Here is a 24831-nt window from a genome sequence, read left to right on the forward strand (position 1 = left end):
CGGCCGGGCGCCGCGGCGCCCGGCCGGTGCGCGTCACGCCGCGGGCCAGGGCACTCCCGGCGCGCGGTGGTAGCCGATGCCCAGGGCGTCCCAGCGGGGGGCCTGGGCGGCCAGCCGCTCCTTGTACCCGTCCCAGTCGTGGGTGGCCGCGGGGGACCAGCCGAGCTCCGCGATACCGGGCAGCCGCGGGAAGGCCATGTACTCCAGGTGCGCGGAGGTCGAGAGGGTCTCGGACCACAGGGGGGCCTCGACGCCCAGGACCGCCCGCGCGGGCACGTCCGGGAGGTACGTTCCCGGGTCCCAGTCGTAGGAGCGCCGGGTGTCGACGTACCCGGCCCAGGACAGGCCGAGCGGGGTGCTCGGGTCGTACTTCATGTCGAGGTAGGCGCGGTCGGCGGGCGACAGGACGAGCCGGGTGCCGTGCCGGGCGGCGGTGGCGACCTGTGCGCGCTCCTGCGGGCCGGTCGCGTCGTAGCCCCAGTACTGGGCGACGGCGCCCTCGGCCGGGTGCGCGCCGGTCAGCTGGTGCCAGCCGATCACCGTCTTGCCGTACCGGGCGACCACCGGCTGCACCTTGTCCATGAAGGCCACGAAGTCCTCATGGCTGGTGGAGTGCGCCTCGTCGCCGCCGATGTGGAGGTAGCGGCCGGGGGTCATCGCCGCCAGCTCGCGGAGGACGTCGTCGACGAAGTCGTAGGTCTGCTGCTTGGGCACGCACAGTGAGCTGAAGCCGACCTTGGTGCCGGTGTAGAGCGGCGGCGCCACCCCGTCGCAGTTCAGCTGGGCGTAGGAGGCGAGCGCGGCGTTGGTGTGGCCCGGCATGTCGATCTCGGGGATCACGGTCAGATAGCGGCTCGCGGCATAGCGGATGATCTCGCGGTAGTCGGCCTTGGTGTAGAAGCCGCCGGGGCCGCCGCCGACCTGGGTGCTGCCGCCGTACGTGGTCAGATTCGGCCAGGACGCGATGGCGATCCGCCAGCCCTGGTCGTCGGAGAGATGCAGATGCAGGGTGTTGATCTTGTAGAGGGCCAGCTGGTCGATATAGCGCTTGACCTGGCCGACGGTGAAGAAGTGCCGCGAGACATCGAGCATCGCGCCGCGGTAGCCGTAGCGCGGGGTGTCGGTGAGGGTCCCGCCGGCTATCCGCCACGGGCCGCGCTGCGCGGTGCGCTGCTCGACGCTCGCGGGCAGCAGCTGCCGCAGCGTCTGTACGCCGTGGAAGAGGCCGGCCGGGCGGGCGGCGGTGAGGGTGACCGAGCGGCCGCCGGAGCTGAGCCGGTAGCCCTCCGCGCCGAGCCCCTTGGCGTCCCGCCCGCCGAGCCGGAGGACGATGCCGTCGCGGCCCTCCCGTGTGGTCACCGGCAGGCCGAAGCCGGTGGCGGGCCGCAGCAGCTCCGCCAGATAGCCGGCGACCTGCCGGGCCTCGCCCGAGCCGCCGGGGACGCGGATGCGGGTTCGGCCGTCGATCGTGTACGGACTTCCGCCGGCGTGTACGGACGCGGGCGCGGGGATCACCCGGTCCAGTGGCGTGGCGGACCGCGCCGCGGCGGACTGCGGCGGTACGGCGGCGGTCGCCGTCCCCGCCGCCGCGACCAGTAACAGCGATAGCAGCAGCCTGTGTCGTCTCATCGGCGGTCCCTTCGGCGAGCATCGTGCAGGGCATGCCCTGCCTGGCATGGAGCGACCGAGCGGTCACCATCCGTACCCCGGCCCTCCGATCCGGTCAAGGTCGCGACCACTTTCCGACGCCCTTCTCACGATCCTGCCCGCTATCGGGCAGATTTCTTGCGAATCTCCGCGCGGCCCTCCAGTATCGACGGGTGCTCGAACGACGTTCCCGCAGCGCTGACGCAGGTCACGCGCCCCATGAAGACCTGGTGGACCACCTGGTGCGCAGCACACCGTTGCAGCGCGGTGAGGCCACCCGGGTGGTGCTGGACGTGCTCGCGTACTTCGACGAGCCGGCGGAGGCATACGTCCGCCGCCGCCATCGCGAGCTCCAGTCCCAGGGGCTGCGCAACGACGAGATCTTCGAACGGATCCGCCACGAGCTGCCGCACCGCGCCGTGGCCCCGCCGGATCTCTCCGCGCGCCAGCTGCGCCGTCTCGTCTACGGCTGACACACCGGGCACCCCGAACACCGGCAGGAACCAACGCAAGCGGGAACACCGGACGGACCGTCGCGGAGACACGGGTCCACCCCGGAACGTCCACCCCGGAACAACTATCTCGGAGGGTCACTTCATGTGCGGGATCGTCGGATATATCGGCAAACGCGACGTCGCTCCGCTGCTCCTTGAGGGGTTGCAGCGCCTGGAGTACCGCGGCTACGACTCGGCCGGTATCGCCATCCACGCCAACGGCACCGGCAAGGCGGCAGGCGGCCTGAAGACCGCCAAGGCCAAGGGCCGGGTCCGCGAGCTGGAGTCCCGGCTGCCCAAGCGGTTCGCCGGCACCACCGGCATCGCGCACACCCGCTGGGCCACCCACGGCGCGCCCACGGACGAGAACGCCCACCCGCACGCCGACACCGAAGGCAAGGTCGCGGTCGTCCACAACGGCATCATCGACAACGCCTCCGACCTGCGCGCCCGGCTGACCGCCGACGGCGTCGACTTCACCTCCGAGACCGACACCGAGGTGCTGGCCCACCTGATCGGCCGCTCCGCCGCGCCGACGCTGGAGGAGAAGGTCCGCGAGGCGCTGCGGGTCGTCGAGGGCACGTACGGCATCGCCGTGCTGCACGCCGACTTCGCGGACCGCATCGTCGTCGCCCGCAACGGCTCGCCGGTCGTGCTGGGCATCGGCGAGCACGAGATGTTCGTCTCCTCGGACGTCGCCGCGCTGGTCTCCCACACCCGCCAGGTCGTCACCCTGGACGACGGCGAGATGGCCACCCTCAAGGCGGACGACTACCGCACGTACACCACCGAGGGCTCCCGCACCTCGGCCGAGCCGACCACTGTGGAGTGGGAGGCCGAGTCGTACGACATGGGCGGCCACGACACGTACATGCACAAGGAGATCGCGGAGCAGGCCGACGCGGTGGACCGGGTGCTCCGCGGCCGGATCGACGACCGCTTCTCGACCGTCCACCTGGGCGGCCTGAACCTGGACGCCCGCGAGGCGCGCGGGGTGCGCCGGGTGAAGATCCTGGGCTGCGGCTCGGCCTACCACACGGGCCTGATCGGCGCGCAGCTGATCGAGGAGCTGGCCCGCATCCCCGCGGACGCCGAACCGGCCTCCGAGTTCCGCTACCGCAACGCGGTGGTCGACCCGGACACCCTCTACATCGCCGTCTCGCAGTCCGGCGAGACCTACGACACCCTGGCCGCGGTCCAGGAGCTGAAGCGCAAGGGCGCCCGCGTCCTGGGCGTGGTCAACGTCGTCGGCAGCGCCATCGCCCGCGAGACGGACGGCGGCGTGTACGTGCACGCGGGCCCCGAGGTCTGTGTCGTGTCGACCAAGTGCTTCACCAACACCGCGGTGGCGTTCGCGCTGCTGGGCCTGCACCTGGGCCGCATCCGGGACCTGTCGGTGGCCGACGGCAAGCGGATCATCGCGGGGCTGCGCAAGCTGCCCGGCCAGATCGCCGAGGTGCTGGCCGACGAGCCCGCCATCGAGAAGCTGGCGGCCGACTACGCGGACGCCAAGAGCATGATGTTCGTCGGCCGGGTGCGCGGCTACCCGGTGGCGCTGGAGGCGTCCCTGAAGCTCAAGGAGGTCTCCTACATCCACGCGGAGGCTTACCCCGCCTCGGAGCTGAAGCACGGCCCGCTGGCGCTCATCGAGCCCGATGTGCCGTCGGTGGCGATCGTGCCGGACGACGACCTGCTGGAGAAGAACCGCGCGACACTGGAGGAGATCAAGGCCCGCAGCGGCCGCATCCTCGCCGTCGCGCACCAGGAGCAGGAGAAGGCCGACCACACCATCATCGTCCCGAAGAACGAGGTCGAGCTGGACCCGATCCTGATGGGCATCCCGCTGCAACTGCTCGCCTACCACACGGCGTTGACGCTCGGCCGGGACATCGACAAGCCGCGCAACCTGGCCAAGTCCGTCACGGTGGAGTAACCGGCGGCCCCACGGCCGACGGAGCCGCCGCCCACCGCGTACCGGAGCGGGACGGGCGGCGGCTCCGCGCGTGCCACCCAACGCGCGAAGCCGCCGCCTCCCCTGAGCCGGCGTCGCCCATACGCCGGCCTGGATGCCGCCGCCTCAGGAACCGTCACCTCCCGGCCGGCGGCACGCCGTTTCCGTGCGCGCGGCGCCCGGGACCCGGACCGCGGCGCTCACGTACCCGGCTCCTACCCCTCACAAGCGCACAATTCACCTGCACGCGGCAGCAGAGAGCTCAACTGCCCACAATCCCCATGTCGCCCACTCAACTGTGCGCATACCGAGGAGAGTTGATCGCACCCGAGAGGGCCGGGAGGGCGCGGACGCACGGCGGACGGGGCGGCCGCCAAGGGCCCGTCAGGGAATCACGATCACCGGGCGCTGGGCGCGGCGCGCCAGCCGTCCGGCGACCGAGCCGAAGATCCGGCCGACCAGACCGTGCGTCGAGCCGACCACGATCGCGTCGGCCTCGTACTCCCGGCCGACCTCCTCCAGCTCGTGACAGATGTCCCCGCCGCGTTCGACGAGGATCCACGAGACCTCGGAGAGGTGGTCGGCACAGGCGAGCTCCAGGCCCAGCACTTCCGTGCGGTGGTCCGGCACGTCCACGAAGACCGGGGGCTCGCAGCCCGCCCAGACGGTCGTCGGCAGCCGGTTGGCCACATGGACGATGATCAGCCCGGAGTCCAGGCGCCGGGCCATACCGATTGCATACGCCAACGCCCGTTCGCTCGACATGGAGCCGTCGAAGCCGACCACCACGCCATGCTGGAAGGCGGGGTCGCAGGAGTGGCGTGTCTCTTCCGCCGCTTCCAGGCCCGCCATCGGATCGGCGACCTGCTTGCGGTCCGCGGGTTCAGGAATTTCGTGACCGGCCATTGGTGTCTCGGCGAGGACGTCCTCTTGCGGAGGGGCGAACGGGGAACGGCGATTGACTTGATCCGGTAGTTGACTGAGCTGACTCGATCGAGGCGCAGAGCCATAGTTCAAAGGGGAACGATACGACCGGGAATCATCTTCCCAAGTTCATACCCCAAGAGTACGGCGCCACTCCCCCGCTGCCCAGAGCCCGCAGCGGGCGTGCCGACGCCCGGCGAGGCGGGTCAGCCCTCGAACGTTCCCCGGAGCATGCCGGAGCGCGGCCCGGATGGCAATGCCCCGGACTGCCCCCGTACGTACCCATCACGGTGACTCATGATCGGCGGCGGCGTTGTAGTACCTGCCCGTCCGAAGGGAGCACACCATGCCCATGCCGCCCAGTACATCACCCGACCCAGTGACCGAAGTCGTGCGCTGGGGCGCGTTCAGCTGTGCGCTCGTCCCCTTTGTCCTTCTCGTCTCCGGCGCCTCCCTCGGCGGCGCGGCCGGCACCGCCGCCGGTCTCGCGGCGGTGACCTGCGCCTGCCGCGCACTGCTGCGGCAATCCGAACGCACCGCCGCTCGCGCACCCGCCGAGAGCGCCGGCCGACACCGGGACAGAAGGGGTCATTCCGGGGCAGCGGCGCACGGGGGCGGACGGTATTCCCACGGGCGCACGCTGGGCCGATAAGCCGCCCGCAAGTCCCGCCGCGACCGTTTTCGGCCAACTTCACACCTGACCGCTCCCCTTGGCCCGACCACCCCCCAACCCGTGTGTGAGCAGGGAGGAAAGGACCGCTCGGCATGGTTGTGCCCTACTGCGAACGGGCAGAGCCGAGAGGCGTACTTCCCTGTAGGCCCGACGAGTGGAACGCTTCGTGATCGAATGCTTCGCGCCAAGTTGCCATATCGACATACCAGCGGGTGGTGAACTTGGCACTCCATCCTCACGGGACACAGTAGATTCGATCTTGGTAGTGACGGCGGGGGAACTGTGCAGTACCGAGAGGGCGAGACGACCGAGGGGGGCTTAAGTGCCATGAGCCAGGACTCCGCTGCCGTACCAGATGCCGCACGCAAGCTCGCCGCACGACGACGCCGCGAAATAGTCGCGGTACTCCTCTTCAGTGGCGGCCCCATTTTCGAGAGCTCCATTCCGCTCTCGGTCTTCGGCATCGACCGCCAAGACGCAGGGGTTCCGCGCTACCGGCTGCTTGTGTGCGCGGGCGAAGATGTGCCTTTGCGCACGACCGGGGGGCTTGAACTGTCGGCCCCTTACGGGCTGGAGGCGATCGCCCGTGCCGGGACGGTCGTCGTACCGGCCTGGCGTTCCATCACCCAGGCCCCGCCGCCCGCCGCGCTCGACGCGCTGCGCCGCGCGCATGAAGAAGGGGCCAGAATCGTCGGGTTGTGCACGGGGGCGTTCGTCCTCGCCGCCGCCGGACTCCTCGACGGCCGGCCGGCCACGACACACTGGATGTACGCACCGACGCTCGCCAAGCGTTATCCGTCCGTCCATGTCGATCCCCGCGAGCTCTTCGTCGACGACGGCGATGTGCTCACCTCCGCGGGGACGGCGGCCGGTATCGATCTCTGTCTGCACATCGTGCGGACCGACCACGGCGCGGACGCCGCGAACGCGCTGGCCCGCCGGCTCGTCGTACCGCAGCGCCGCACCGCCGCCGATCTAGGGCACCAGCGGTACCTCGACAGGTCATTACCAGAGGAGATCGGCGCCGACCCGCTCGCCGAGGTCGTCGCCTGGGCGCTGGAACACCTCCACGAACAGTTCGACGTGGAGACGCTGGCCGCCCGCGCCTATATGAGCCGGCGCACCTTCGACCGGCGATTCCGTTCCCTCACCGGGAGCGCCCCCCTTCAGTGGCTGATCACCCAGCGGGTCTTGCAGGCCCAGCGGCTGCTGGAGACCTCCGACTATTCGGTGGACGAGGTCGCGGGGCGCTGCGGATTCCGCTCACCGGTCGCACTGCGCGGCCACTTCCGGCGACAGCTCGGCGCCTCGCCGGCGGCCTACCGCGCGGCGTACCGCGCGCGACGGCCGCAGAACGGTGCGCCCGAGCCCGTACTGCGACCGGAGCGGGTGGACCGGCCGGAGCGTGGTGAGCGTGCCGCGCTGGGGGTCGGCGGCGTCGACCGGTTCGCGGCGGCCGCGGTGGCCGGTCACGGCCAGGCGACCGCGCTGGCCACCGCCGAGGCGGGCGAGATCGGCAGGCCACAGCCGGACGCGTTCGCCGCCCGGCTGCCCGAAGCGTCCCTCAGCCGTGGTACGGGCCGCCCCGTGCTGCCCGGCCAGCGCGAGCGCCCCGTAGGGTGAGTCGTATGAACGATCGCATGGTGTGGATCGACTGCGAGATGACCGGACTCTCGCTGGCGAATGACGCGCTCATCGAGGTGGCCGCGCTGGTCACCGACTCGGAGCTGAATGTGCTGGGCGACGGGGTGGACGTGGTGATCCGCCCTCCGGCCGAGGCGCTGACCACCATGCCGGAGGTGGTGCGCCAGATGCACACTGCCTCCGGGCTGCTCGCGGAGCTGGACGGCGGCACGACACTGGAGGCGGCTCAGGCGCAGGTGCTTGCGTACATCAAGCAGCATGTGCCGGAGCCGAGGAAGGCCCCGCTGTGCGGGAACTCCGTCGGCACGGACCGCGGCTTCCTGCTGCGCGACATGCCGATCCTGGAGAGCTATCTCCACTACCGGATCGTCGATGTCTCCTCCGTGAAGGAACTGGCCCGGCGCTGGTTCCCGCGGGCGTACTTCAACAGTCCGGACAAGAGCGGCAACCACCGGGCGCTGGCCGATATCCGTGAATCCATCGCGGAGTTGCGCTACTACCGGGAGGCGGTCTTCGTACCGCAGCCCGGCCCCGACTCGGACACCGCGAAGGCCATCGCGGCGAAGCACGTGCTGCCGGCCGAGCCACAGACCGCACCGTAGTGACGCAGCTCGCTCCCGGACTCGCCAGAGCCGGGAGCGAGCACCCCTCTCGACCCTGTACACTTTTTCTCAGCCGGTGGGGAAAAAGAACCACACAGCACCGGTCATGGTGGGTATAGCTCAGCTGGTAGAGCACCTGGTTGTGGTCCAGGATGTCGCGGGTTCAAGTCCCGTTACTCACCCCAGCAAAGCAAGGGCCCGATCTGCGAAAACAGGTCGGGCCCTTGGTCATTCCCGGGAACATGGGAGCACCGCGGAAACCCTCCTTCCTCCGGACACCCGTAGATTCCGGGCATGGCGCGCATCACGGAACGCCCCCACGAAGAGTGAGGGCATCACCTATCAGGTGGAGTGGCAGAAGGGCGGCGGGCGCACCGGCCGCGGGCCCGCCGCCTGAGCAGGTCGGCGATCTTGAGGGTGCCGGGACCGCGGTCAAGAAACTCGTGGACGGCCACGGGCAGCAGCACCGGCCGACCGGCCGGGTCCGCGGCGGGAGATCCGCAGAGCCCGGGGCCTACCCCAACGACGTACCGTTCACCGACTGGGCCACGCGCCACGTCGGCCGGCTCACCGGTATTGCCGAGCGGACCCGTGAGGACCACACCACCGCGATCTCCGCATCCCCTTGTTCCGCACCCCCCTGTCCCTCATCCACTCGTCCCGCATTCAGCACACCGAGCTGTCCGGCCGCGTCCTGCCGGCGATCATCGGCAACATCGCCCAGGACGGCATACAGCACTGGGCCCGCATCGAGGAGAAGGGCGCGCCGGACCCCGGCGGCCCGGACCCCGAGACTCCTGAGAAGTGGCTGCGCTGCCCGGCCGCCCCGAAGCGCATGGCGAATCGGCACAGGTTGCTCTTCCGCATCGTGCGGGCCGCAGTGGAGAGCGACCGCCGCTGCGCGCCTCGCGCCGCCGCAAGAAGACGAGCTCGCCGCGCGCGGACGATCACGGAGCGGAGGAGATGACCTTCCTGGAGCACGGCGAGTACGCCCATGTCACCGCCGAGATGGCCGACCCGGCCGCGCGGGGCCTCGCCGGCCGGCTCGTGCCCGCCTCCGAGCTCGCTTCCCGCGACGGCGTGATCGCCGGCGGGAACCCGCTCGCCGCGGCCGGCGTCGGGCCGATGCCACTCCGGATCGGCGCTCGGCATTTGGCACTCGGCACCGGATGTGCCCTGGTCCAGGGCACCACCCCGCAAGGGGCCTATCCGGTCGTTGTGAACTCGCCCGAGGCGTCAGCACCGGCCGACCTCCGCCGCCACACCTCCGCGTACGGCGGGATCAGCCCCGCGGCTCGGGCCTCACAGCTTCGCCGGTGCCTACGCCGGGCAGTACCGCGGCACCGGCACCGGTCCGGAACGCTGGCCAACGAGCATCGGGGCGTGGCAGCCGTACGACCGGAATTCAAATCCGTTGGCCAAGGTGACCTTGCCGGCATACGTCTGAGGTGCCTGTGCGCGTGGTTTCAGGTCACGAGGAAATATACTCGGGTCGAGAGATTGGAATCCCAGTCCACCTCTCCTCGAACCTGCACGATGCCGTTGCCGGGCGCGACGTTATGCACCGTCATGGTCGCATCTCCGATAAACGGCAAATTGCTACTGCCGCCAAGTTCCGTCATGGACACCATAACCACATTGGCGTTGGTCACACTCGGGATGCTGAACGACAGCGTGAACAGTCCGTGAATCCCGATATCCGCGAAGAAAGCCCCGGACAGTGCTGCGCTTGCTGGCACGACCTGGATCGGCTCACTCATCATCTGCCACCTCTCGCACAAGGAAATTACACAGATGCAGCACATCCGATAGCTTTGCATCCCACGCAAGCCTGACATCAGACGCAATTGACAGGCAATAACTGTCGAGATTTTTGATTCTTACGAGTGACCTATCTGTTTTAAATCGCGTCCCACCCGAATCACTTGCCCCCCCACCCTTCCAGCCCGCTTGGCTGAAGAACACTCCCCTCAATTTCTTCACGTCCACCGCGCCGGGGTGTTTCTCATGTCTGGAGAAAGCCACCATGACCGTCCAAGACATCGACGTCAGTGGCTACCAGAGCAGCACCTTCCCTGTCTCCGTGAAGGGCCTGGACTTCATCTTCGTGAAGGCGAACGAAGGTACCTCATGCGTCAACGCGCGCAGGGCCGTGCAAGCCCGGTACTCCGTCGAGCGCTGCACGTCCGTCGAGGGCGACCCACTGTTCGCCGGCCGGGAAGACCCCGGCATGAGCTGCGCCGACGAGGTCGAACTCCGCCGCTGACCGCTGCCGAGCATCGTCGGCGCCCGCGCCCGCGGCCCCGGCCCGGCCCGCTGACGACCGCGGCCCCTCCCCGACCACGTCGGCGAGCGCATGGCGCCCCTCGACGCCGACGAGGTTCGCCTCATCCGGCCGTACTGCTGCGCACACGGACAGGCCGCGCAGACCGTTGGCGCGCCTGACACCAGAGCAGACCCGCGCAACCTGCCCTCGGGCACCCGATTACCGCCTCCGTCCTGATCATGATCCCGGTGACCGCCGGTTGATCGTGCGTCCGGCCCGGCAGGGGGGGGAGGCTTGGCGCCTGCCCGGCGGATTGGTCGAGCGGGGCAAGTCCCCCCCTCGACGCCGCCCGCCGGGAGGTGCGCGATGAACCGGGCCTCGACGTCCGCCCCGGCGGTCTGCCGGCCGTCGACCGGCGCAAGCCACCCGGCCTGGCCGCCGCGACCGCATGGCGCTCCTGCTCTCCGGCCCCGTCTTCGCTGCCGAGGACACCGACGCCATCACTCTTCAGCGTGACGAACTCACCGCGTGGCGCTGGGCTGCTCCCGAGGAAGCCGACGCACTGTTACGCCCGGCCGTCGCCGCTCGCATCGTGGAGCCGCTCCAGCTCCCCGGCACCACCGCCTACCGTGAAACCCGACACGAGAGGACGCCATGAGTACCGACTTCCCGGCCCGCAAACTCCGTATCGGCACCCGTAGTTCACCGCTGGCTGTCGCCCAGGTCGACCAGGTCTCCGCCCTGCTCCGTAAGCACGAACCCGACCTCGACATCGAGGTCGTACCCGTCACCACCGAGGCCGACAAATGGCAAGGTGACCTCGCGCAGCTCGGTGGGAAGGGCTTGTTCGTCCGCGAGATCGACCAGATGTTGCAGCGCTCCCATATCGACATGGCCGTGCACTGCATCAAGGACGTGCCCGGCGACGTCCCCCTGCCCAAGGGACTGCTCTTCGCCGCGTACCTCCCCCGCGACGACGTCCGCGACGTCCTGCTCGTTCCCCAAGGATCCGACGTGCGGACGCTCGACGACCTGCCGCCCGGTGCCTCCGTCGCCACCTCCGCCGTACGCCGCAAGGCCCAGATCAACCGCGTCCGCCCCGACCTCGACGTCGTACGCGTCCGCGGCCTGGTCGGCACCCGCATCGACAAACTCGACGGCCGCAAAACCGTGGACCGCACACTCGACGCGATGGTCCTCGCCCGCGCCGGCCTCGAACGCCTCGGCCTCACGCACCGGGCCCGGCAGGTCTTCGACGTCGGCGAGATGCTGCCCGCCGTCGGCGCCGGCGCCCTCGGCCTCGAATGCCGCGAGGACGATGCCCCCGTCGCCCACCTGCTTCAGCAGCTCAACCACGAACGCACCATGACCGAGATCACCGCCGAACGCGCCATGCTCCGCGGCCTGCGCGGACACTGCAACTCCCCGATCGCCGGCCACTGCGTCACCGGACCCGACGGACAACTGTCGTTGCGCGGCATGGTCTTCTCCCGTGACGGCTCCCGGTTCGTCCACGCCCACTTGTGGGGCGAGGGCATGAACGAACCGGCCGTCCTCGGCTCCCGCGTCTGCGCCGAACTACTGCGACAGGGCGCCCGCGAGATCATCGTCGGCATCCCGCACTGACCCACCACAGCCCGGCGCCCCGACGGCCCCACCGCCGGGGACGCCGTCGTCGCTCCCAGCGAGGCACACGGATCGCTGCCTCGACCGCCGCGCCGCCCACGCCGACCTGCTCAGCGCCACGGATGCCGAGGCTGCCCTCTCCCGGTAGCTCTACGACCTCAGCGGGAGACACGGCCTCGCCTTCAGGGACTGGTGGGGCAGTCGGGGGATCCGGGTGGACGAATGCGGCGCGCCCCCAACACCAGTCGTTGGCAGTCGACTTACGTATATGCGATATGCCGTCACGGCACTCCCCGCACAGCATGCCCGTTCGCGCCCTCTTACCCACCCCAGCGCCAAGGCTCCCGACCTCAGGTCGGGAGCCTTGGCGTTTCTGCGGGCCGGCGCGCGGCCGGTGCGCCGCGGTGCGGCGGCCGGTCGGTTCAGTAGCCGACGGTGAAGCGCTCGCCGAGGTGGCGGGGCTGCTCGATCTCGTCCAGGACGGCGACGGCGTAGTCCTCGGCGGAGATGCGGCTGCTGCCGTCCGCGGCGGTGACCAGGTCCTCGGTGGCGGTGCGGTAGCTGCCGGTGCGCTCGCCGGGGGCGATGGTGGCGGCCGGGCTGAGGTTGGTCCAGCGCACATCGGAGACGGTGCGGTAGTAGTCCAGCGCGTCGCCGTGCGCGTGCATGATCTGGAGCAGGAACTCGGGGAGGCCCTCGGCGTCCCAGACCTGCTTGCCGTCGGGGGTGCGCAGCGAACCGGCGCCGCCGACGGTGATCAGCCGCGGTGCCGCGTCGCCGAGCGTGCGCAGACCGGCGACCAGGGACTTGGCGGCGGGCGTGATGGTGGCGATGTGCCCCGGTCCGTCACCGCCGCCGACCGCGCTGACCAGGACGTCGTGGCCCTTGGCCGCGGCGGCGACCGAGGCCGGGTCGAGGATGTCGCCGGTGGTCACGGTCAGGTTCGGGTGGGTCGTGGTGATCTTCGCGGGGTCGCGGACGACCGCGGTGACCTGATGGCCGCGGTTCAGCGCCTCACCGAGGATGCGGCTGCCGATGGTGCCATTGGCCCCGAAGAGAGCGATCGTGGACATGGTGGTTCTCCCAGCTGTTCCGTGCGTCCGGTAAGGACTTCCGTTTTCCGCCATCAGCCGCGCTGACGTCTTCTACGCTAGGGGTAGCAGCAGGATATTTCGGGGTAGGCAGAGGACGGGTAATGGTCAAAAAACGACAAGAGGGTGAGGGGTCGGCTTCAGATATCCCGGATCTCGCGGAGATCCCGGAGGTGCCGTTCTCGGCCCCGGCCGGACGGCCGGCCGGTGTGGAGGTGATGACACTCGCCGAGCTGCGCGCCCGCGCGAACGCGTGCCAGCTGGCCACCCCGCACCGCCCCGGTTTCCACCATCTGCTGACCGTGGACCGCGGCCGGCTGCTGCACAGCGTCGACTTCCGGGAGCATGTCCTCGCCCCGGGCGACTGGCTGTGGTCCCGTCCCGGGCAGGTCCAGCACTTCGGAGACCTGGCGGGGGCGGAGGGCCGGCTGGTGCTCTTCGAGTCCGGTTTCCTGGACCCGTCCACCGCCACGGCGGCCCGGGTAGAGGACTGGTACGGGCCGGCCGTACGGCATCTCGAAGGGGCGGCGGCGCGCCGTATGGACGAGGCGCTGCGGCAGTTGCACCACGAGTTCGGCGAGCTGGGCGGGCTGCCGCTGGAGGTGCATGTCGAGGTGCTGCGCCATCTGCTGGCGGTGCTCGTACTGCGCGCCGCACATCCGGCCGGGCCGGCGGACGGCGGGGCGGACGGGAACTGCGAGGCGAGCGAGACGTATCTGCGGTTCCGGGACGCGGTGGAACGGGACTTCACCCGCAGCCGCCGCGTCGCGGACTACGCCAAGGCGCTGGGGTATGCGCCGCGCACCCTCTCCCGGGCCACCGAGATCGCCGCCGGGGTCGGGGCGAAGGAGTTCATCGACCGCCGGGTGGTGCTGGAGGCCAAGCGGCTGCTGGCGCACGGCGACCGGTCCGCGGCCCGGATCGCGGACCGGCTGGGCTTCGCCGACGCCACCAACTTCACCAAGTTCTTCCAGCGTCGGGCGGGGATCACGCCGATCGCGTTCCGTACGGCCGTACGGGGTGGGGCGGGAGTGACGGGAGCGGAAGAGGTGGGAGAGGCCGTGAGTGCTGCGGGCGGTGGGGGCAGTGCGGGCGGTGGGGGCAGCAGGAGCAGTGGGGGCAGTGGGGGTGCCGGCGGTGAGACGGGCTGAGCGGCTGTTCCGGGCGTCCGTCCCGCCGGGGGGTCCGTTCACCGGGCTGGCGGGAGGGGAGCGGCCGGGCCACGGGCTGTGCCAGGCATGCGGACGGGGCAGGACAGCGGAGGTGTGACCGGCCGGGCCACGGGCTGCACCAGGCATGCGGACGCGGCAGGACAGCGGAGGTGTGACCGGCCAGCCCACGGACTGCACCAGGCATGCGGACGCGGCAGGACAGCGGAGGTGTGACCGGCCAGCCCACGGACTGCACCAGGCATGCGGACGCGGCAGGACAGCGGAGGTGTGACCGGCCAGCCCACGGACTGCACCAGGCATGCGGACGCGGCAGGACGGCGGAGGGACCGGCCAGGCCACGGGCTGCGCCAGGCGTGCGGGGCGGGGCGGGTCCGGGCCGCGGCGGTACGGCGGGTCCGAGGGCAGCGGTACGGCGGGTCCGGGCGGCGGCGGTACGGCGGGGCCGGGTCGGCGGCGGTACCGCAGGGCCGGGGCTGCGGTACGGCGGGGCGCAGCGGGTGGGGGGAAGATCCGCTGCGCCCCGCCTCGGGGACGCGGTCCGGGGGGAGGGGGGTGCCCCGTGCCGCGAGGTTCGTCGTCAGCCGGTGCGGGCGACGCGGGCCCAGGTGCGGACGACACGGGCCCGGGTGCGGACAGCGCGCGCCCGGGTGCGGACAGCGCGGGCCCGGGTACAGGCGACGCGCGCCCAGGTAACGTCCGGCGGGCCCGATTCGGTGGAGCCGCCGGCCGGCCGCGCGGCGCGCCGGGCGTCGGCCACCGGCGCGGCGGGCGCGGCCGTCCGGGCCGCCGCGGCGGTGCTGCCCAAGTGCCGGTGGTGTGCCGAGGAACCCATCGCGTGCCTGCCTGTCGTCATGCGGGGAGCTGAGGTACGTCCCGCACGCTAGCGGCCGCGAAACGGACAAATGAGCTGTTCGGTGCGGCGGTTGGCGGAATTATGGGTGCGTTAAGGGAGCGGAAGGGGGCGGTTAAGAGCCGTCCGACGGGCGGGGCCGGGGTCCTCACGCCCGCCCCGCGGCCCGCTTCCCCCGGGCGCGGAGCCTGCGGCGCAGCCGGTGACCGCGCCGTACGCCGTGCTGGGCGCGCCCCTCGTCCAGCACCAGCCACACCCGTACCTCGGTGCCGCCCAGGACGGACCGGCCGATGCGCACCTCGCCGCCGGTCGATTCGGCGAGCCGCCGCACGATGTCCAGGCCGAGGCCGGTGGAGCCGTCCCCGCCACCGCCGTGGCCACGGCGCAGCGCGGCTTCCGGGTCCTCGATACCGGGACCGGCGTCCGAGACCAGCACGATCACCGAATTGCCGGCGGCACCGGCGTGGTGCACATCCACCGCGAAGGCCGTGCCCTCGGGGGTGTGCCGGAAGACGTTGCCGAGCAGCGCGTCCAGGGCCGCGGCGAGATCCGGGCGCGCGACGGGGATGCGGACGGGCCGGTCCGCACCGGCGACGCGCACCGTGCGCCCCTCGTCCTCCGCGAGCGCCGACCAGAAGCCCATCCGCTCGCGGATCACCTCGGCGGCATCGCAGCCGGCCTCGGCGGCGGCCTGCCGGGTCTGTGCCTTCTGCTCACGGGCGGTACGGATGATCTGGTCGACCTCGCGCTCCAGCTGGGCGACGGCGGCCCGGGTCTGGTCGGCGGCCGGGCCGTCGCCGAGCGAGGCGGCGTTCAGCCGGAGCACGGTCAGCGGGGTACGGAGCCGGTGCGAGAGGTCGGCGGCCAGTTCGCGTTCGTTGGCCAGCAGTTGGACGACCTGGTCGGCCATGGCGTTGAACGCGGCCGCCGCGGACCGCAGTTCCCTGGGGCCGTCCTCCGGCACGCGGACCCCGAGTCCGCCCCGGCCGAGGGTGTGCGCGGCGCGCGCCAGCCGCTCGGCCGGGCGTACCAGCCGGGTGCCGAGCCGGTCGGCGACGGCGACCGAGCCGGCGATCAGCGCCAGTCCGACGCCGGCCAGTACGGCCCAGGAGGTGGTGACGCCGTTGGTGAGCGCGGCGTCGGGGACATAGACCTCGACGATCGCGATACCGGCGGCGACCGCGGTCGGCTGGAGCAGTGCGGAGCCGCCGGGGACCGGCGCGATGGAGGCCCGGCCGAGGGTGACGGCGGCCGCGATGTCCCGCGGCGCGGCCCGCCGGAAGCCGATCCCGACGGGTTCGCCGCCCTTGGCGGTCGCGGGGACGTGCACGCCGATCCGGCCGCCGGGGCCGGTCTCGGCGCTGGCGACGGCCCTCGCCAGTTGGGCGCGGTCGGCGGTGATGGCGAGGACCGGGCCGATGGTGGCGGCCTGCCGTTCGGCGTTGGAGAACGCGCGGTCACGGGCCATCTCCTTGACGACGAGCCCGAGGGGGACCGCGAACGCGACCACGACCATCACGGTGACGGCGAGGGCCACCTTGACCACGGCCCATCTCACAGCGGCTCCCGTCTCACAGCGGTGGCTCCCCTCTCACCGGGACGGCTCCTGTCTCACCGGGACGGCTCCCGTCTCACCGGGGTGGCTCCAGCTTCACACCCACCCCGCGCAGCGTGTGCAAATACCTTGGTTTCGCGGCGGTTTCGCCGAGCTTGCGGCGCAGCCAGGAGAGGTGGACGTCGATGGTCTGGTCGTCCCCGTAGGACTGCTGCCAGACCTCGGCGAGCAGTTCCTTGCGCGCCACGACGACGCCGGGCCGCTCTGCGAGGAATGCCAGCAGATCGAACTCCCGGCGGGTCAGGTCGAGTGTGGCGCCGTCCAGTTCGGCCTGCCGGCGCAGCGGGTCGATGGACAGACCGGCGACCCGGATCACCCGGGACGGCGGTTCGGCGCCCGCGGCGGTGGCCCGCGAACGGCGCAGCACGGCCGACAGCCGGGCCGAGAGGTGCTCCACGGAGAACGGCTTGGTGAGGTAGTCGTCGGCACCGTCGTTCAACAGCCGTACGATTTCCGCCTCGTCGTCCCGGGCGGTGGCGATGATCACGGGTACGTCCGTGATGCCGCGCAGCATCTTCAGCGCCTCGGCCCCGTCCAGATCGGGCAGGCCGAGATCGAGGATGACCACGTCGAAACCGATGTGCGCCACCTCGCGCAGCGCCTCCAGAGCGGTGCCGACGCTCCGTACCGTGTGGGACGCCTCGGTCAGATGCCGGATGAGGGCCGAGCGTACGAACTGGTCGTCCTCGACGACGAGCACACTTGCCATGGGCGGCACCGTACGCCATTCGGGCGGGCTTCTTTACCTGCGATTGGCGTGTGCGCGGTGTGGGCCCGTCACTCGGGGCCAACTGCCGCCGGGTGTCCGGGTGGTGCAGTATGAACCGAATGCGACGAGGACTGGTTCACGTGGCGGCCTGGACACTGGCGACGGGGGCCGCGGCCACGCTGTCGTGGTTCGGCGTGCACACCGTGCTCTCCGGCACGGCGTACGATCCGCCGCGCGCGCTGCCCCTCTCCGACCTGCCACCGTCCTCGGCGGCCCATCCGGACGGCGGGGCCGCACCCCGGGCCTCCTCCACCCAGCGGCCCAGACCGCCCGAACCGCCTGAACCACCCGAACCGGCCCGCCGCGGCGCGCCCCCGTCCGCCGGCCGGCCGTCCGGCGCCACCGGCTCCGGCGGGACCGGCGGTGACCGCGGCGGCGCCGAGCGTCCCCAGCGCCCCTCCCCCACCCCGTCGGCCGCCGCCCCGCCGGCCACCGGCGGCCAGGTCAAGAGCTACCTCACGGCGGGCGGCCGGGTCGTCCTCGACCTGGGCTCCACGGCCGCCGAGCTCGTCTCGGCAACCCCCGAACCGGGCTGGGAGATGCAGGTCTGGAAGCAGGAGTACTGGCTCCGCGTCGACTTCATCAGCGGCGGCGGCCACACCTCCGTCGTCTGCACCTGGTACGACCACGCGCCGATCGTCGACACCAGCAACAACGCGACGTAGGACGGCAGTTGAGATCCGCGGTGGACCGGGTGCCGCGACCGGGTGAGCGGGCGGCCGGCGGGCGGGGCCACCGTCCGGGCCGGGCCGTGGTGTGCGGGGGCCGGTCGGCCGCCCCGTGCCGTCAGTCGAAGACCTCGGCCGGCGGGACGGGCGAGGCCACCGCCGTGGCATCGGTGACCGGTGCCGCGCCGCCGGCGAAGTCCCGCAGCGCCCGCCCGTGTTCGACCCGCCCCGCGTGGGGATCGGTCGCCGCCCGCCGGGTCAGCTCGGCGACGGGCAGTTCCCGGTCGGCCGCCAGCAGTACGGCGTTGCCGAACCGTTTGCCCCGCAGCACCGCGGGATCGGCGGTCAGGCACAGCTCGGGGAAGACCGTACGGACGGTGGCGAGCTGGCCGCGCAGGAACCGCAGCGGCGGCCCGTCCGCGAGATTCGCCGCGTAGAAACCGCCGGGGCGCAGCGCCCGCCGCACCTCGCCGACGAACTCGGTACTGGTCAGATGCGCGGGTGTACGGGCCCCGCCGAAGACGTCCGCGATGATCAGGTCCGCCCAGCCGTCCGGTATCTTCGCCAGCCCCGCGCGGGCGTCCGCGCCGCGCACCCGGATCCGCCAGCCGGTCTCCAGCGGCAGCTGTCTGCGCACCAGTTGGACGAGTGGTGCGTCGATCTCGATGACCTGCTGAGTGGCACGCGGCCGGGTCGCGGCGATGTAGCGCGCCATGGTCAGCGCGCCGCCGCCGAGGTGGACGGCCTGGAGCGGCTTGCCGGGCGGCGCGGCCAGATCGGCGATGTGCCCGAGCCGCCGCTGGTAGGCGAATTCCAGGTACGCCGGGTCGTCCAGGTCCACATGCGACTGCGGGGCGCCGTCGATCAGCAGCGTCCAGCCGCGCGGCCGCTCCCGGTCGGGCCGTAGCTCCGCGACCCCGCCCTGCACCGTCTCCACGACGGACTCCGGGCCGCCGCGCCCGCGCCTGCTCTTCGCCATGCCTTCAGTATGGCCCGTGCCCGGGATCCCGTATTCGCTGGTCAGCGCGGTGCCGGATGACCGGCGCACAGCAGAGCGGCGGGCCGCCCGCGACCGAAGTCGGGGTGGCCCGCCGCAGCACACTCGGCCCTCGCCGGTCCGAGGCCCTTCCGGACCGGCACCCGGATCACCTGTCGATGCAGGTGTTCCCGAAGGCCGGGTTGAGGAGCCCGATCACGTCGATGCTGTTGCCGCACAGGTTGATCGGGACGTCCACCGGCACCTGGATGGTGTTGCCGCTGATGACGCCCGGGGAGTGCGCGGCGAAGCCGTAGGCGGCAGCACCGTGGCGCCCCTCGCGACGACCGCCGTCCCAGCCGTCGCGGCGACCGTCGCGACGGCCGCCGTCGAAACGGTCACCGCGCCGGCCGTCGTAACGGCCATCGTGGCGACCGTCGTGCCTGCCGCCGTGACGGCCGCCATCGTTGTGGGCCGTGGCGATACCCGCGCCACCCAGCACCATGGCGCAGGTGGCCGTGGCCAGCGCAGCGGTCTTGACGATCCGCTTCATCACCATTCTCCTTTCAGTTCGCGAATGGGGCATCGGACTCAACGAGCGATTCGAGTCGGGGATGCGGTCATTCATCCTTCAAGACGTTCAGCCAAAAGGCGCGCTGCGACCCGCCGAAGTCCGGTATTCCGCTGATCAGAATCCCGGGCGGACACCCGGCGTGCCTGCCGCGATTTCTCACACGCTTTCTGTCAGAGTGCACTCCTGTTTGGCTGAGAGAAGTCGGAGAGGGAGCCATGCGGAAGTCGATGGGCCGCACCCGGCGCGGAGTCCGGTGCGCCCCGGTGTCCTTGACACCGTCGGCCACTCCATCGGCGGCGTCCGCACCGGCACACGGGGAATCCCGGCGTGCGACCCGGTTACCCACGGCGTCCGCGGCCATACCGCGGCATTCGGGTGGCGGAATTGACGTATATGCCGTCCCGACCGGCCGGCGCACTCCGTTTCGCGTCCCGGATTCCGCCGTCCCGGCGAATGATGTGACGGGCCGGGCGCGCGCCGCATTCGGCCGCGAAACGGCCCGGCGGCCCGATTGTCGGAATACTCAAGGATTTGATTGCCACGCATTCGGCGGCGGGCGCGCGCTCCGGTCCGGCGGCGGCCTTCCTGTTTTCCGGTGCGCCGCCCGCGATACGGGATATCCGCGCGGTACGCGCGGCGCGCGGACCGGCACCGGACGCTGAGCGCCGCGCCGCGGGAATTCCCGCGGAGTTCCGCCGGCCCAACGCCGAACGGAGCGGTGCGCGGGCCGCCGCCGGATTCGCCGGCCCGCCGCGGACCCGTGCGGCGGCCGGACCGCGGCCCGTGGCGGACGCGCCGCCCGGTGGCGGGCCCGGCCACGGCACCGGTGCGGCGGGCGGCGCGGGTCCGCCGCCGCACGATGAGAGAGAGCAGGGAACTTCCATGTACGACCTGGTGGTGGTGGGCGCCGGCCCCTACGGACTCTCGATCGCCGCGCACGCGGCGGCGGCCGGTCTGAGCCTGCGGATCCTGGGGCGGCCGATGTCCCTGTGGCGCGACCATATGCCGGACGGCATGTTCCTCAAGTCCGAGGCGTGGGCCGCCCACCTGTCCGACCCGGCCGGCGAGCACACCCTGGCGGACTACTGCACGGCCCGTGACATGCCGGTGCGGCACGGCGTCCCGCTGCCCGTCCGGACGTTCACCGCGTACGGCCGGTGGTTCGGTGAGCGGACGGTGCCGCAGGTGGAGGAGGTCACCGTCACCTCCGTACACCCCGCGGGCGGCGGCTTCGGGGTCACGACGGACGGCGGCGAGACCATCGCGGCCCGCACCGTCGTGCTCGCCGTCGGCGTGCTGCCGTTCGTCAACCGTCCGATGCCGCTGCACGGTCTGCCGCCGGCCCTCGCCTCGCACAGCAGCGACCACCGCGAACTGAGCCGCTTCGCCGGCCGGGACGTCACGGTGCTCGGCTCCGGCCAGTCCGCCCTGGAAACCGCGACGCTGCTGGCCGAACAGGGCGCCACGGCCCGCATCGTGGCCCGCGCCGGACGGCTCCGCTGGGACGCCCCGCCGCAGCCGCTGGACCGCGGCCGGCTGCGGGCGCTGCGCGATCCGCACGGCGGACTGGGCACCGGATGGCCGAACTGGGTGTGGTCGGAGACCCCCTGGGCGGTACGGCGGCTGCCCGCCACGACGCGGGTACGCATCGCCGAGACGGCGCCGGTCCCGGCGGGCGCCTGGTGGCTGCGGGACCGCTTCGAGCCCGCCGTACCGGTCGTGCCGGGGCACCGGATCGGGGCCGCCGACGCCCGGGGCGACGGGGTGCGGCTCGCCCTCGTCCGCGCGGACGGCACCGTCAGATCCCTGGAGACCGAGCATGTGGTGGCGGCCACCGGCTTCACCCCGGACCTCGGCCGGGTGCGGCTGCTCGATGCCCGGGTGCGCGGCGCGCTGCGGACGGTGGGCGCCAGCCGGGCGCCCGAACTGAGCGGGTGCTTCGAGTCCTCCTGGCCCGGTCTGTTCTTCGCCGGGCTGCTGACCGCGCCGTCGTTCGGCCCGTCGATGCGCTTCGTGTACGGCGCGCACTTCACCGCCGGGCGACTGCTGCGCGGGGTACAGCGCCGGCTGGTCGACCGGCGCGGCGGCGCCGTCCACCGTCCGCAGGCGGACGACATCCGGGTCGCGGCGGGGGCCTCGGCACGCCGTACGACGACCGTGCCGCCGCGCCGGCGGGCGCCGCGGTCGCGGACACCGCGGTGAGGGGCCGCCCGGCACCGGCCGGACGGCCCCTCACTGACGTATCTGCCCCAGCTGTCGCACCGGCCGCGGCCGGTGCTCACCGGCAGCGGTCGACGGCCTCGATCGTGCGGGCCGCCTCGCCGAGCGCCGCGCGCAGCACGGCCGGATCGGTGGTGGGCGCCGCCGCGAACGCGCCCTCCGGGGGCACCAGCCAGCCGGTGCCCGTCACCGGCGGTTCCGGGTCCGCTCCCTCGCCGCCGGGGACCGCGCCCAGGGCGGCCCCGCGTCCGTAGGTCTGGGTGCAGGCGCTGCCCGGTACGTCCCAGCCGGCGGCCGTGCCGGGGGGCACCAGGAAGCCGAGGGTGTCGCAGGCGCCGTCGTGCAGGACCGGGCCGACGCCGTTGCGCAGCCGCAGGATGTCGACGGCCTCCAGGCCCTGCCGGGCGGGCACGGTGACGAGGTCACAGGGCTGCGCGTGCTCCGACAGCACGCCCAGGTCCCTGGCGGGCCGGCGCCCGGTGCCGCCCGGTGCGCCGCCTCCGGAGTGCGCCGGACGGCCGGCGGCCTGCCCCGCGGAACCCTTGACGCCCCTGCTCACGCCGGTCTCCCACACGGAGAACCCCTCCTCAATGCACGCGCCGCACCCTTTACCCGTTGTTCAACGGCGCAGGACGTCAACAGCTACGGCGGCATTACGCTGCAAAGGTTGGCACTTCATGGCAGATCGCGGGTGGGATATCCGGTTTGTAGCCAAACCCTGTGTGCTGCCCCCATCACACCCGGTACGGTCGTCTCCCGCCGCTCCGCCGGGACGCGACCCCGCCGCACAACGGGCGCACCAGGGCACAGCAGAGGGCACAGCAGAGGGCACGGAGAGGACACGGAGTAGTCCGCCATGGCGTCGCCACCAGCGAGTTCAGCGTCGTCCCGCACTGTACCCGCCCGCCCGAACACCGCCTTCCGGCAGTTGCGCGGGCGGCTGTCGCCGGGTGAGTTCGCGGCGGCGGTCCGGCGGTCCGCCCGGGAGATCGGCGAGCAGGTCTCGTGCGACGCCCGTTATGTGGGCCGCGTCGAGTCCGGGGACATCCGGTGTCCGAACTACGCGTACGAGCGGGTGTTCCGGCATATGTTCCCCGGTCTGACGCTGCCCGACATGGGCTTCGCGCCGCGCGAGACGGTACGCGGGCGCGGGGCGCGGACGGCGGCGGCCGGCGCCGTGCCCCTGATGGCCGCCGCCACGCCCCTGGCGGCCGGCCCCGGCGGCCCCGGCGGTCCCGGTGTCACGCTCCGCACCGGCGGCCCCGCACCGGCCCCGCACCCCCATGGGTCCGCCGGCACCGTCCCCGGCCCCCGTGTGCCGTCCGGCCGCCGCGTCGGCGCGGCGGAGGCGGCGGCCGTCGAGGAGGCCGTCCGCCGGATCCGGCTGCTGGACGACCGGCACGGCGCGGAGGGCCTCTACCACCGCGCAGCCCGGCCGCTACGGGCCGCCTACGCGCTGCTGGACACCGGCGTCCAGCGCCGCGCGGTGGCCGCTCGGCTGCGCCTCGGAACGGGCGAACTCGCGCTCTCCGTCGGCTGGTTGGCGCACGACTCGGGCCGCTTCGACGACGCCCGCTCGCACTACGCCGAGGCGCTCGCCACCGCCCGGGTCCACGGCGATCCGGCCCTGGAGGCGCACGCCTTCTGCAATACGTCCTTCCTCGCGCGCGACGCCGGCCGGCCCCGGGAGGCACTGCACGCCGCGCAGGCCGCGCAGCGGGCCGCCGAGCGGCTGGCCTCGCCACGGCTGCGGTCGCTGCTGGCGCTGCGCGAGGCGGGCGGCCGGGCGGGACTGGCGGACCGTACGGGGTGCGAGCGGGCGCTCGCGGCGGCCCGGCGGCTGTTCGCGGCCGGGGCGTGCGAGGACGACCCGGAGTGGATGACCTTCTACGGCGAGGCCGAGCTGGCGGGTCTGGAGGCGCAGTGCTGGTCGGCCCTGGGCGACCGGGCGCGCGCGGCGTGTCACGCGCGCCAGGCGGTGGCCTTGCAGGATCCGCACTTCGTCCGCAACATCGCGCTGTTCACGGCGGAGCTGGCGGACGATCTGGCGCACAGCGGTGCGCCCGAGGAGGCCGCCGCGACCGGGAGCCGGGTGCTGACGCTGCTGACGCGGGTCCGTTCGGCCCGGATCCGGGCGATTCTCGACGGCACGGCCCGCGCGCTGCGGCCGCACCGCAGCTCCGCCGTGGTGGCCGGCTTCCTGGACCGGCACGCGGCGCCGCTGGCCCCGCTGGACCCGGCCGGTCCGGCCGCGCACCGGGACCCGGCGGAGCACCCGGGCCCGGCGGGCGGCCGGCCGGACTGAGGTCCCGCCCGGTGCCGCGGCTCCCCTGGCCGGTGTCCGCGGGGCGGGCCTGCCGGCCGCGGCGCGTCTCAGCCCAGGTGACCGGTGTCGTTCCAGCGCTCGATCGCCGGCTCCCCGTAGGCCCAGCCGAGGACCGACAAGGAGGTCGGCTCCAGGCGGATGCGGGCGCCGAAGGAGATGTCCAGGCCCAGCCAGCGGGCGCCCAGGGCGCGCAGGATGTGGCCGTGCGCGAAGACCAGCACGTCGTGGTCGGCCGCGCGCACCCGGTCGACGACCTCGTCCGCGCGCGCCGAGACCTCGGCGAGCGTCTCCCCGTCCGGCACCCCGTCGCGCCAGATGAGCCAGTCGGGCCGCCCGGCCTTGATCTCGGCGGGGGTCAGGCCCTCGTAGGCGCCGTAGTCGAACTCCATCAGCGCGTCCCAGTCCTGTGCCCGGTCGCCGAAGCCGGCCAGTTCGCAGGTCTCCTTGGCGCGTACCAGGGGGCTGGTGCGGACCTCGGCGCCCGGCAGGCCGTTCCAGGGGGTGCGGTGCAGCCGCTCGCCCAGCAGCTTGGCGCCGCGCCGGCCCTCGTCCAGCAGCGGAATGTCCGTACGGCCGGTGTGCCTGCCGGAAAGGGACCACTCCGTCTGCCCGTGCCGGGCCAGGAGAATGCGCGCTGCCATGGGGTGTACCTCTCGCCGAATTCCTCGGCTTCTTGTCGCTCGATGCGGGTGGTTGACGGCCCAATCATCGCGCATCGGGTCATTTTGTCCGTAACCGGGAGG

23 protein-coding genes and 1 tRNA gene are annotated in these 24831 nt (G+C 72.5%); 13 read left to right on the forward strand and 11 right to left on the reverse strand.

The window, feature by feature from the left end; translation table 11 throughout:
* Positions 1-33: 33 nt before the first annotated feature.
* Complete coding sequence (locus ACLJWH_RS33540) at positions 34-1629, reverse strand: beta-N-acetylhexosaminidase (RefSeq protein WP_411145551.1); 1596 nt, start codon at positions 1627-1629, stop codon at positions 34-36.
* 191 nt (positions 1630-1820) lie between these two features.
* Here ACLJWH_RS33540 and ACLJWH_RS33545 point away from each other — a divergent pair, with 191 nt between their 5' ends.
* Together ACLJWH_RS33545 and glmS are read left to right on the forward strand one after the other, a co-directional pair.
* Positions 1821-2120 (forward strand): hypothetical protein, encoded by a 300-nt coding sequence (locus tag ACLJWH_RS33545; RefSeq protein WP_411145552.1) that lies wholly within the window; start codon positions 1821-1823, stop codon positions 2118-2120.
* 124 nt (positions 2121-2244) lie between these two features.
* The gene (gene glmS, locus ACLJWH_RS33550) at positions 2245-4074 is read left to right on the forward strand and encodes a glutamine--fructose-6-phosphate transaminase (isomerizing) (RefSeq protein WP_411145553.1); all 1830 of its coding nucleotides are present in this window, start codon (positions 2245-2247) and stop codon (positions 4072-4074) included.
* A 402-nt stretch (positions 4075-4476) separates the two neighbouring features.
* On the opposite strand, the gene ACLJWH_RS33555 is transcribed toward glmS, so the two are convergent.
* A complete protein-coding gene (locus tag ACLJWH_RS33555) occupies positions 4477-4998 on the reverse strand; it encodes a universal stress protein (RefSeq protein WP_411145554.1) in 522 nt (173 codons plus the stop codon).
* 1018 nt (positions 4999-6016) lie between these two features.
* On the opposite strand from ACLJWH_RS33555, the gene ACLJWH_RS33560 reads away from it, so the two are divergent.
* The 4 genes from ACLJWH_RS33560 to ACLJWH_RS33575 all read left to right on the forward strand — a co-directional run bounded on the left by ACLJWH_RS33560 (position 6017) and on the right by ACLJWH_RS33575 (position 8902).
* The gene (locus ACLJWH_RS33560; RefSeq protein ID WP_411145555.1) at positions 6017-7312 is read left to right on the forward strand and encodes a GlxA family transcriptional regulator; all 1296 of its coding nucleotides are present in this window, start codon (positions 6017-6019) and stop codon (positions 7310-7312) included.
* A gap of 5 nt (positions 7313-7317) precedes the next feature.
* Entirely contained in the window at positions 7318-7935 is a 618-nt protein-coding gene (orn, locus tag ACLJWH_RS33565; protein WP_411145556.1) for an oligoribonuclease, read from the forward strand.
* Positions 7936-8044: 109 nt separating this feature from the next.
* Positions 8045-8120 (forward strand) — tRNA-His (locus ACLJWH_RS33570).
* 440 nt (positions 8121-8560) lie between these two features.
* A complete protein-coding gene (locus ACLJWH_RS33575; RefSeq protein WP_411145557.1) occupies positions 8561-8902 on the forward strand; it encodes a hypothetical protein in 342 nt (113 codons plus the stop codon).
* Between the two features lie 499 nt (positions 8903-9401).
* On the opposite strand, the gene ACLJWH_RS33580 is transcribed toward ACLJWH_RS33575, so the two are convergent.
* Complete coding sequence (locus tag ACLJWH_RS33580) at positions 9402-9695, reverse strand: hypothetical protein (RefSeq protein ID WP_411145558.1); 294 nt, start codon at positions 9693-9695, stop codon at positions 9402-9404.
* Between the two features lie 266 nt (positions 9696-9961).
* Here ACLJWH_RS33580 and ACLJWH_RS33585 point away from each other — a divergent pair, with 266 nt between their 5' ends.
* From ACLJWH_RS33585 to hemC, 3 genes are all read left to right on the forward strand, one after another.
* Complete coding sequence (locus ACLJWH_RS33585; RefSeq protein WP_411145559.1) at positions 9962-10201, forward strand: hypothetical protein; 240 nt, start codon at positions 9962-9964, stop codon at positions 10199-10201.
* Positions 10202-10649: 448 nt separating this feature from the next.
* A complete protein-coding gene (locus tag ACLJWH_RS33590) occupies positions 10650-10859 on the forward strand; it encodes a hypothetical protein (RefSeq protein ID WP_411145560.1) in 210 nt (69 codons plus the stop codon).
* A complete protein-coding gene (gene hemC, locus ACLJWH_RS33595) occupies positions 10856-11827 on the forward strand; it encodes a hydroxymethylbilane synthase (protein ID WP_411145561.1) in 972 nt (323 codons plus the stop codon). Before ACLJWH_RS33590 ends, hemC begins: the two co-directional genes overlap by 4 nt.
* Positions 11828-12249: 422 nt before the next feature.
* Here the strand turns inward: hemC and ACLJWH_RS33600 are convergent, their stop codons facing one another.
* Positions 12250-12900, reverse strand: coding sequence for an NAD(P)-dependent oxidoreductase (locus tag ACLJWH_RS33600; protein ID WP_411145562.1), 651 nt, complete (start codon positions 12898-12900; stop codon positions 12250-12252).
* Between the two features lie 122 nt (positions 12901-13022).
* On the opposite strand from ACLJWH_RS33600, the gene ACLJWH_RS33605 reads away from it, so the two are divergent.
* Positions 13023-14069 (forward strand): helix-turn-helix domain-containing protein, encoded by a 1047-nt coding sequence (locus ACLJWH_RS33605; RefSeq protein WP_411145563.1) that lies wholly within the window; start codon positions 13023-13025, stop codon positions 14067-14069.
* A gap of 598 nt (positions 14070-14667) precedes the next feature.
* Here ACLJWH_RS33605 and ACLJWH_RS33610 read toward each other — a convergent pair.
* The 3 genes from ACLJWH_RS33610 to ACLJWH_RS33620 form a co-directional block, all read right to left on the reverse strand.
* Positions 14668-14943, reverse strand: coding sequence for a hypothetical protein (locus tag ACLJWH_RS33610; RefSeq protein ID WP_411145564.1), 276 nt, complete (start codon positions 14941-14943; stop codon positions 14668-14670).
* 145 nt (positions 14944-15088) lie between these two features.
* On the reverse strand, positions 15089-16498 hold the full coding sequence (locus tag ACLJWH_RS33615; protein ID WP_411145565.1) for a sensor histidine kinase: 1410 nt from the start codon (positions 16496-16498) through the stop codon (positions 15089-15091).
* Positions 16499-16571: 73 nt separating this feature from the next.
* Complete coding sequence (locus ACLJWH_RS33620) at positions 16572-17264, reverse strand: response regulator transcription factor (protein ID WP_411145566.1); 693 nt, start codon at positions 17262-17264, stop codon at positions 16572-16574.
* A gap of 119 nt (positions 17265-17383) precedes the next feature.
* Here ACLJWH_RS33620 and ACLJWH_RS33625 point away from each other — a divergent pair, with 119 nt between their 5' ends.
* Positions 17384-17989, forward strand: a complete 606-nt coding sequence (locus ACLJWH_RS33625) for a hypothetical protein (RefSeq protein WP_411145567.1) — start codon at positions 17384-17386, stop codon at positions 17987-17989.
* Between the two features lie 121 nt (positions 17990-18110).
* On the opposite strand, the gene ACLJWH_RS33630 is transcribed toward ACLJWH_RS33625, so the two are convergent.
* Both ACLJWH_RS33630 and ACLJWH_RS33635 read right to left on the reverse strand, forming a co-directional pair.
* Positions 18111-18971, reverse strand: a complete 861-nt coding sequence (locus tag ACLJWH_RS33630) for a spermidine synthase (protein WP_411145568.1) — start codon at positions 18969-18971, stop codon at positions 18111-18113.
* Positions 18972-19137: 166 nt separating this feature from the next.
* The gene (locus ACLJWH_RS33635; RefSeq protein WP_411145569.1) at positions 19138-19521 is read right to left on the reverse strand and encodes a chaplin; all 384 of its coding nucleotides are present in this window, start codon (positions 19519-19521) and stop codon (positions 19138-19140) included.
* Between the two features lie 903 nt (positions 19522-20424).
* Between ACLJWH_RS33635 and ACLJWH_RS33640 the strand changes: the two genes are divergently transcribed.
* Entirely contained in the window at positions 20425-21744 is a 1320-nt protein-coding gene (locus ACLJWH_RS33640; protein ID WP_411145571.1) for an NAD(P)-binding domain-containing protein, read from the forward strand.
* A gap of 76 nt (positions 21745-21820) precedes the next feature.
* Here the strand turns inward: ACLJWH_RS33640 and ACLJWH_RS33645 are convergent, their stop codons facing one another.
* Positions 21821-22321, reverse strand: coding sequence for a hypothetical protein (locus tag ACLJWH_RS33645; protein WP_411145572.1), 501 nt, complete (start codon positions 22319-22321; stop codon positions 21821-21823).
* Between the two features lie 297 nt (positions 22322-22618).
* On the opposite strand from ACLJWH_RS33645, the gene ACLJWH_RS33650 reads away from it, so the two are divergent.
* Complete coding sequence (locus ACLJWH_RS33650; protein ID WP_411145573.1) at positions 22619-24067, forward strand: tetratricopeptide repeat protein; 1449 nt, start codon at positions 22619-22621, stop codon at positions 24065-24067.
* A gap of 68 nt (positions 24068-24135) precedes the next feature.
* Here the strand turns inward: ACLJWH_RS33650 and ACLJWH_RS33655 are convergent, their stop codons facing one another.
* Positions 24136-24729 (reverse strand): histidine phosphatase family protein, encoded by a 594-nt coding sequence (locus tag ACLJWH_RS33655; RefSeq protein ID WP_411145574.1) that lies wholly within the window; start codon positions 24727-24729, stop codon positions 24136-24138.
* Positions 24730-24831: the final 102 nt, after the last annotated feature.

Source organism: Streptomyces sp. x-80, from assembly GCF_046549095.1.
Classification (GTDB): domain Bacteria; phylum Actinomycetota; class Actinomycetes; order Streptomycetales; family Streptomycetaceae; genus Streptomyces; species Streptomyces celluloflavus.

What these genes read in the sequence shown, in the direction of transcription:
- ACLJWH_RS33540 (WP_411145551.1), bottom strand. Translation starts at nt 1,629, where the DNA reads ATGAGACGACACAGGCTGCTGCTATCGCTGTTACTGGTCGCGGCGGCG.
- glmS (WP_411145553.1), top strand. Translation starts at nt 2,245, where the DNA reads ATGTGCGGGATCGTCGGATATATCGGCAAACGCGACGTCGCTCCGCTG.
- ACLJWH_RS33555 (WP_411145554.1), bottom strand. Translation starts at nt 4,998, where the DNA reads ATGGCCGGTCACGAAATTCCTGAACCCGCGGACCGCAAGCAGGTCGCC.
- ACLJWH_RS33560 (WP_411145555.1), top strand. Translation starts at nt 6,017, where the DNA reads ATGAGCCAGGACTCCGCTGCCGTACCAGATGCCGCACGCAAGCTCGCC.
- orn (WP_411145556.1), top strand. Translation starts at nt 7,318, where the DNA reads ATGAACGATCGCATGGTGTGGATCGACTGCGAGATGACCGGACTCTCG.
- ACLJWH_RS33580 (WP_411145558.1), bottom strand. Translation starts at nt 9,695, where the DNA reads ATGAGTGAGCCGATCCAGGTCGTGCCAGCAAGCGCAGCACTGTCCGGG.
- ACLJWH_RS33585 (WP_411145559.1), top strand. Translation starts at nt 9,962, where the DNA reads ATGACCGTCCAAGACATCGACGTCAGTGGCTACCAGAGCAGCACCTTC.
- ACLJWH_RS33590 (WP_411145560.1), top strand. Translation starts at nt 10,650, where the DNA reads ATGGCGCTCCTGCTCTCCGGCCCCGTCTTCGCTGCCGAGGACACCGAC.
- hemC (WP_411145561.1), top strand. Translation starts at nt 10,856, where the DNA reads ATGAGTACCGACTTCCCGGCCCGCAAACTCCGTATCGGCACCCGTAGT.
- ACLJWH_RS33600 (WP_411145562.1), bottom strand. Translation starts at nt 12,900, where the DNA reads ATGTCCACGATCGCTCTCTTCGGGGCCAATGGCACCATCGGCAGCCGC.
- ACLJWH_RS33605 (WP_411145563.1), top strand. Translation starts at nt 13,023, where the DNA reads ATGGTCAAAAAACGACAAGAGGGTGAGGGGTCGGCTTCAGATATCCCG.
- ACLJWH_RS33610 (WP_411145564.1), bottom strand. Translation starts at nt 14,943, where the DNA reads ATGACGACAGGCAGGCACGCGATGGGTTCCTCGGCACACCACCGGCAC.
- ACLJWH_RS33620 (WP_411145566.1), bottom strand. Translation starts at nt 17,264, where the DNA reads ATGGCAAGTGTGCTCGTCGTCGAGGACGACCAGTTCGTACGCTCGGCC.
- ACLJWH_RS33625 (WP_411145567.1), top strand. Translation starts at nt 17,384, where the DNA reads ATGCGACGAGGACTGGTTCACGTGGCGGCCTGGACACTGGCGACGGGG.
- ACLJWH_RS33630 (WP_411145568.1), bottom strand. Translation starts at nt 18,971, where the DNA reads ATGGCGAAGAGCAGGCGCGGGCGCGGCGGCCCGGAGTCCGTCGTGGAG.
- ACLJWH_RS33635 (WP_411145569.1), bottom strand. Translation starts at nt 19,521, where the DNA reads ATGAAGCGGATCGTCAAGACCGCTGCGCTGGCCACGGCCACCTGCGCC.
- ACLJWH_RS33640 (WP_411145571.1), top strand. Translation starts at nt 20,425, where the DNA reads ATGTACGACCTGGTGGTGGTGGGCGCCGGCCCCTACGGACTCTCGATC.
- ACLJWH_RS33650 (WP_411145573.1), top strand. Translation starts at nt 22,619, where the DNA reads ATGGCGTCGCCACCAGCGAGTTCAGCGTCGTCCCGCACTGTACCCGCC.
- ACLJWH_RS33655 (WP_411145574.1), bottom strand. Translation starts at nt 24,729, where the DNA reads ATGGCAGCGCGCATTCTCCTGGCCCGGCACGGGCAGACGGAGTGGTCC.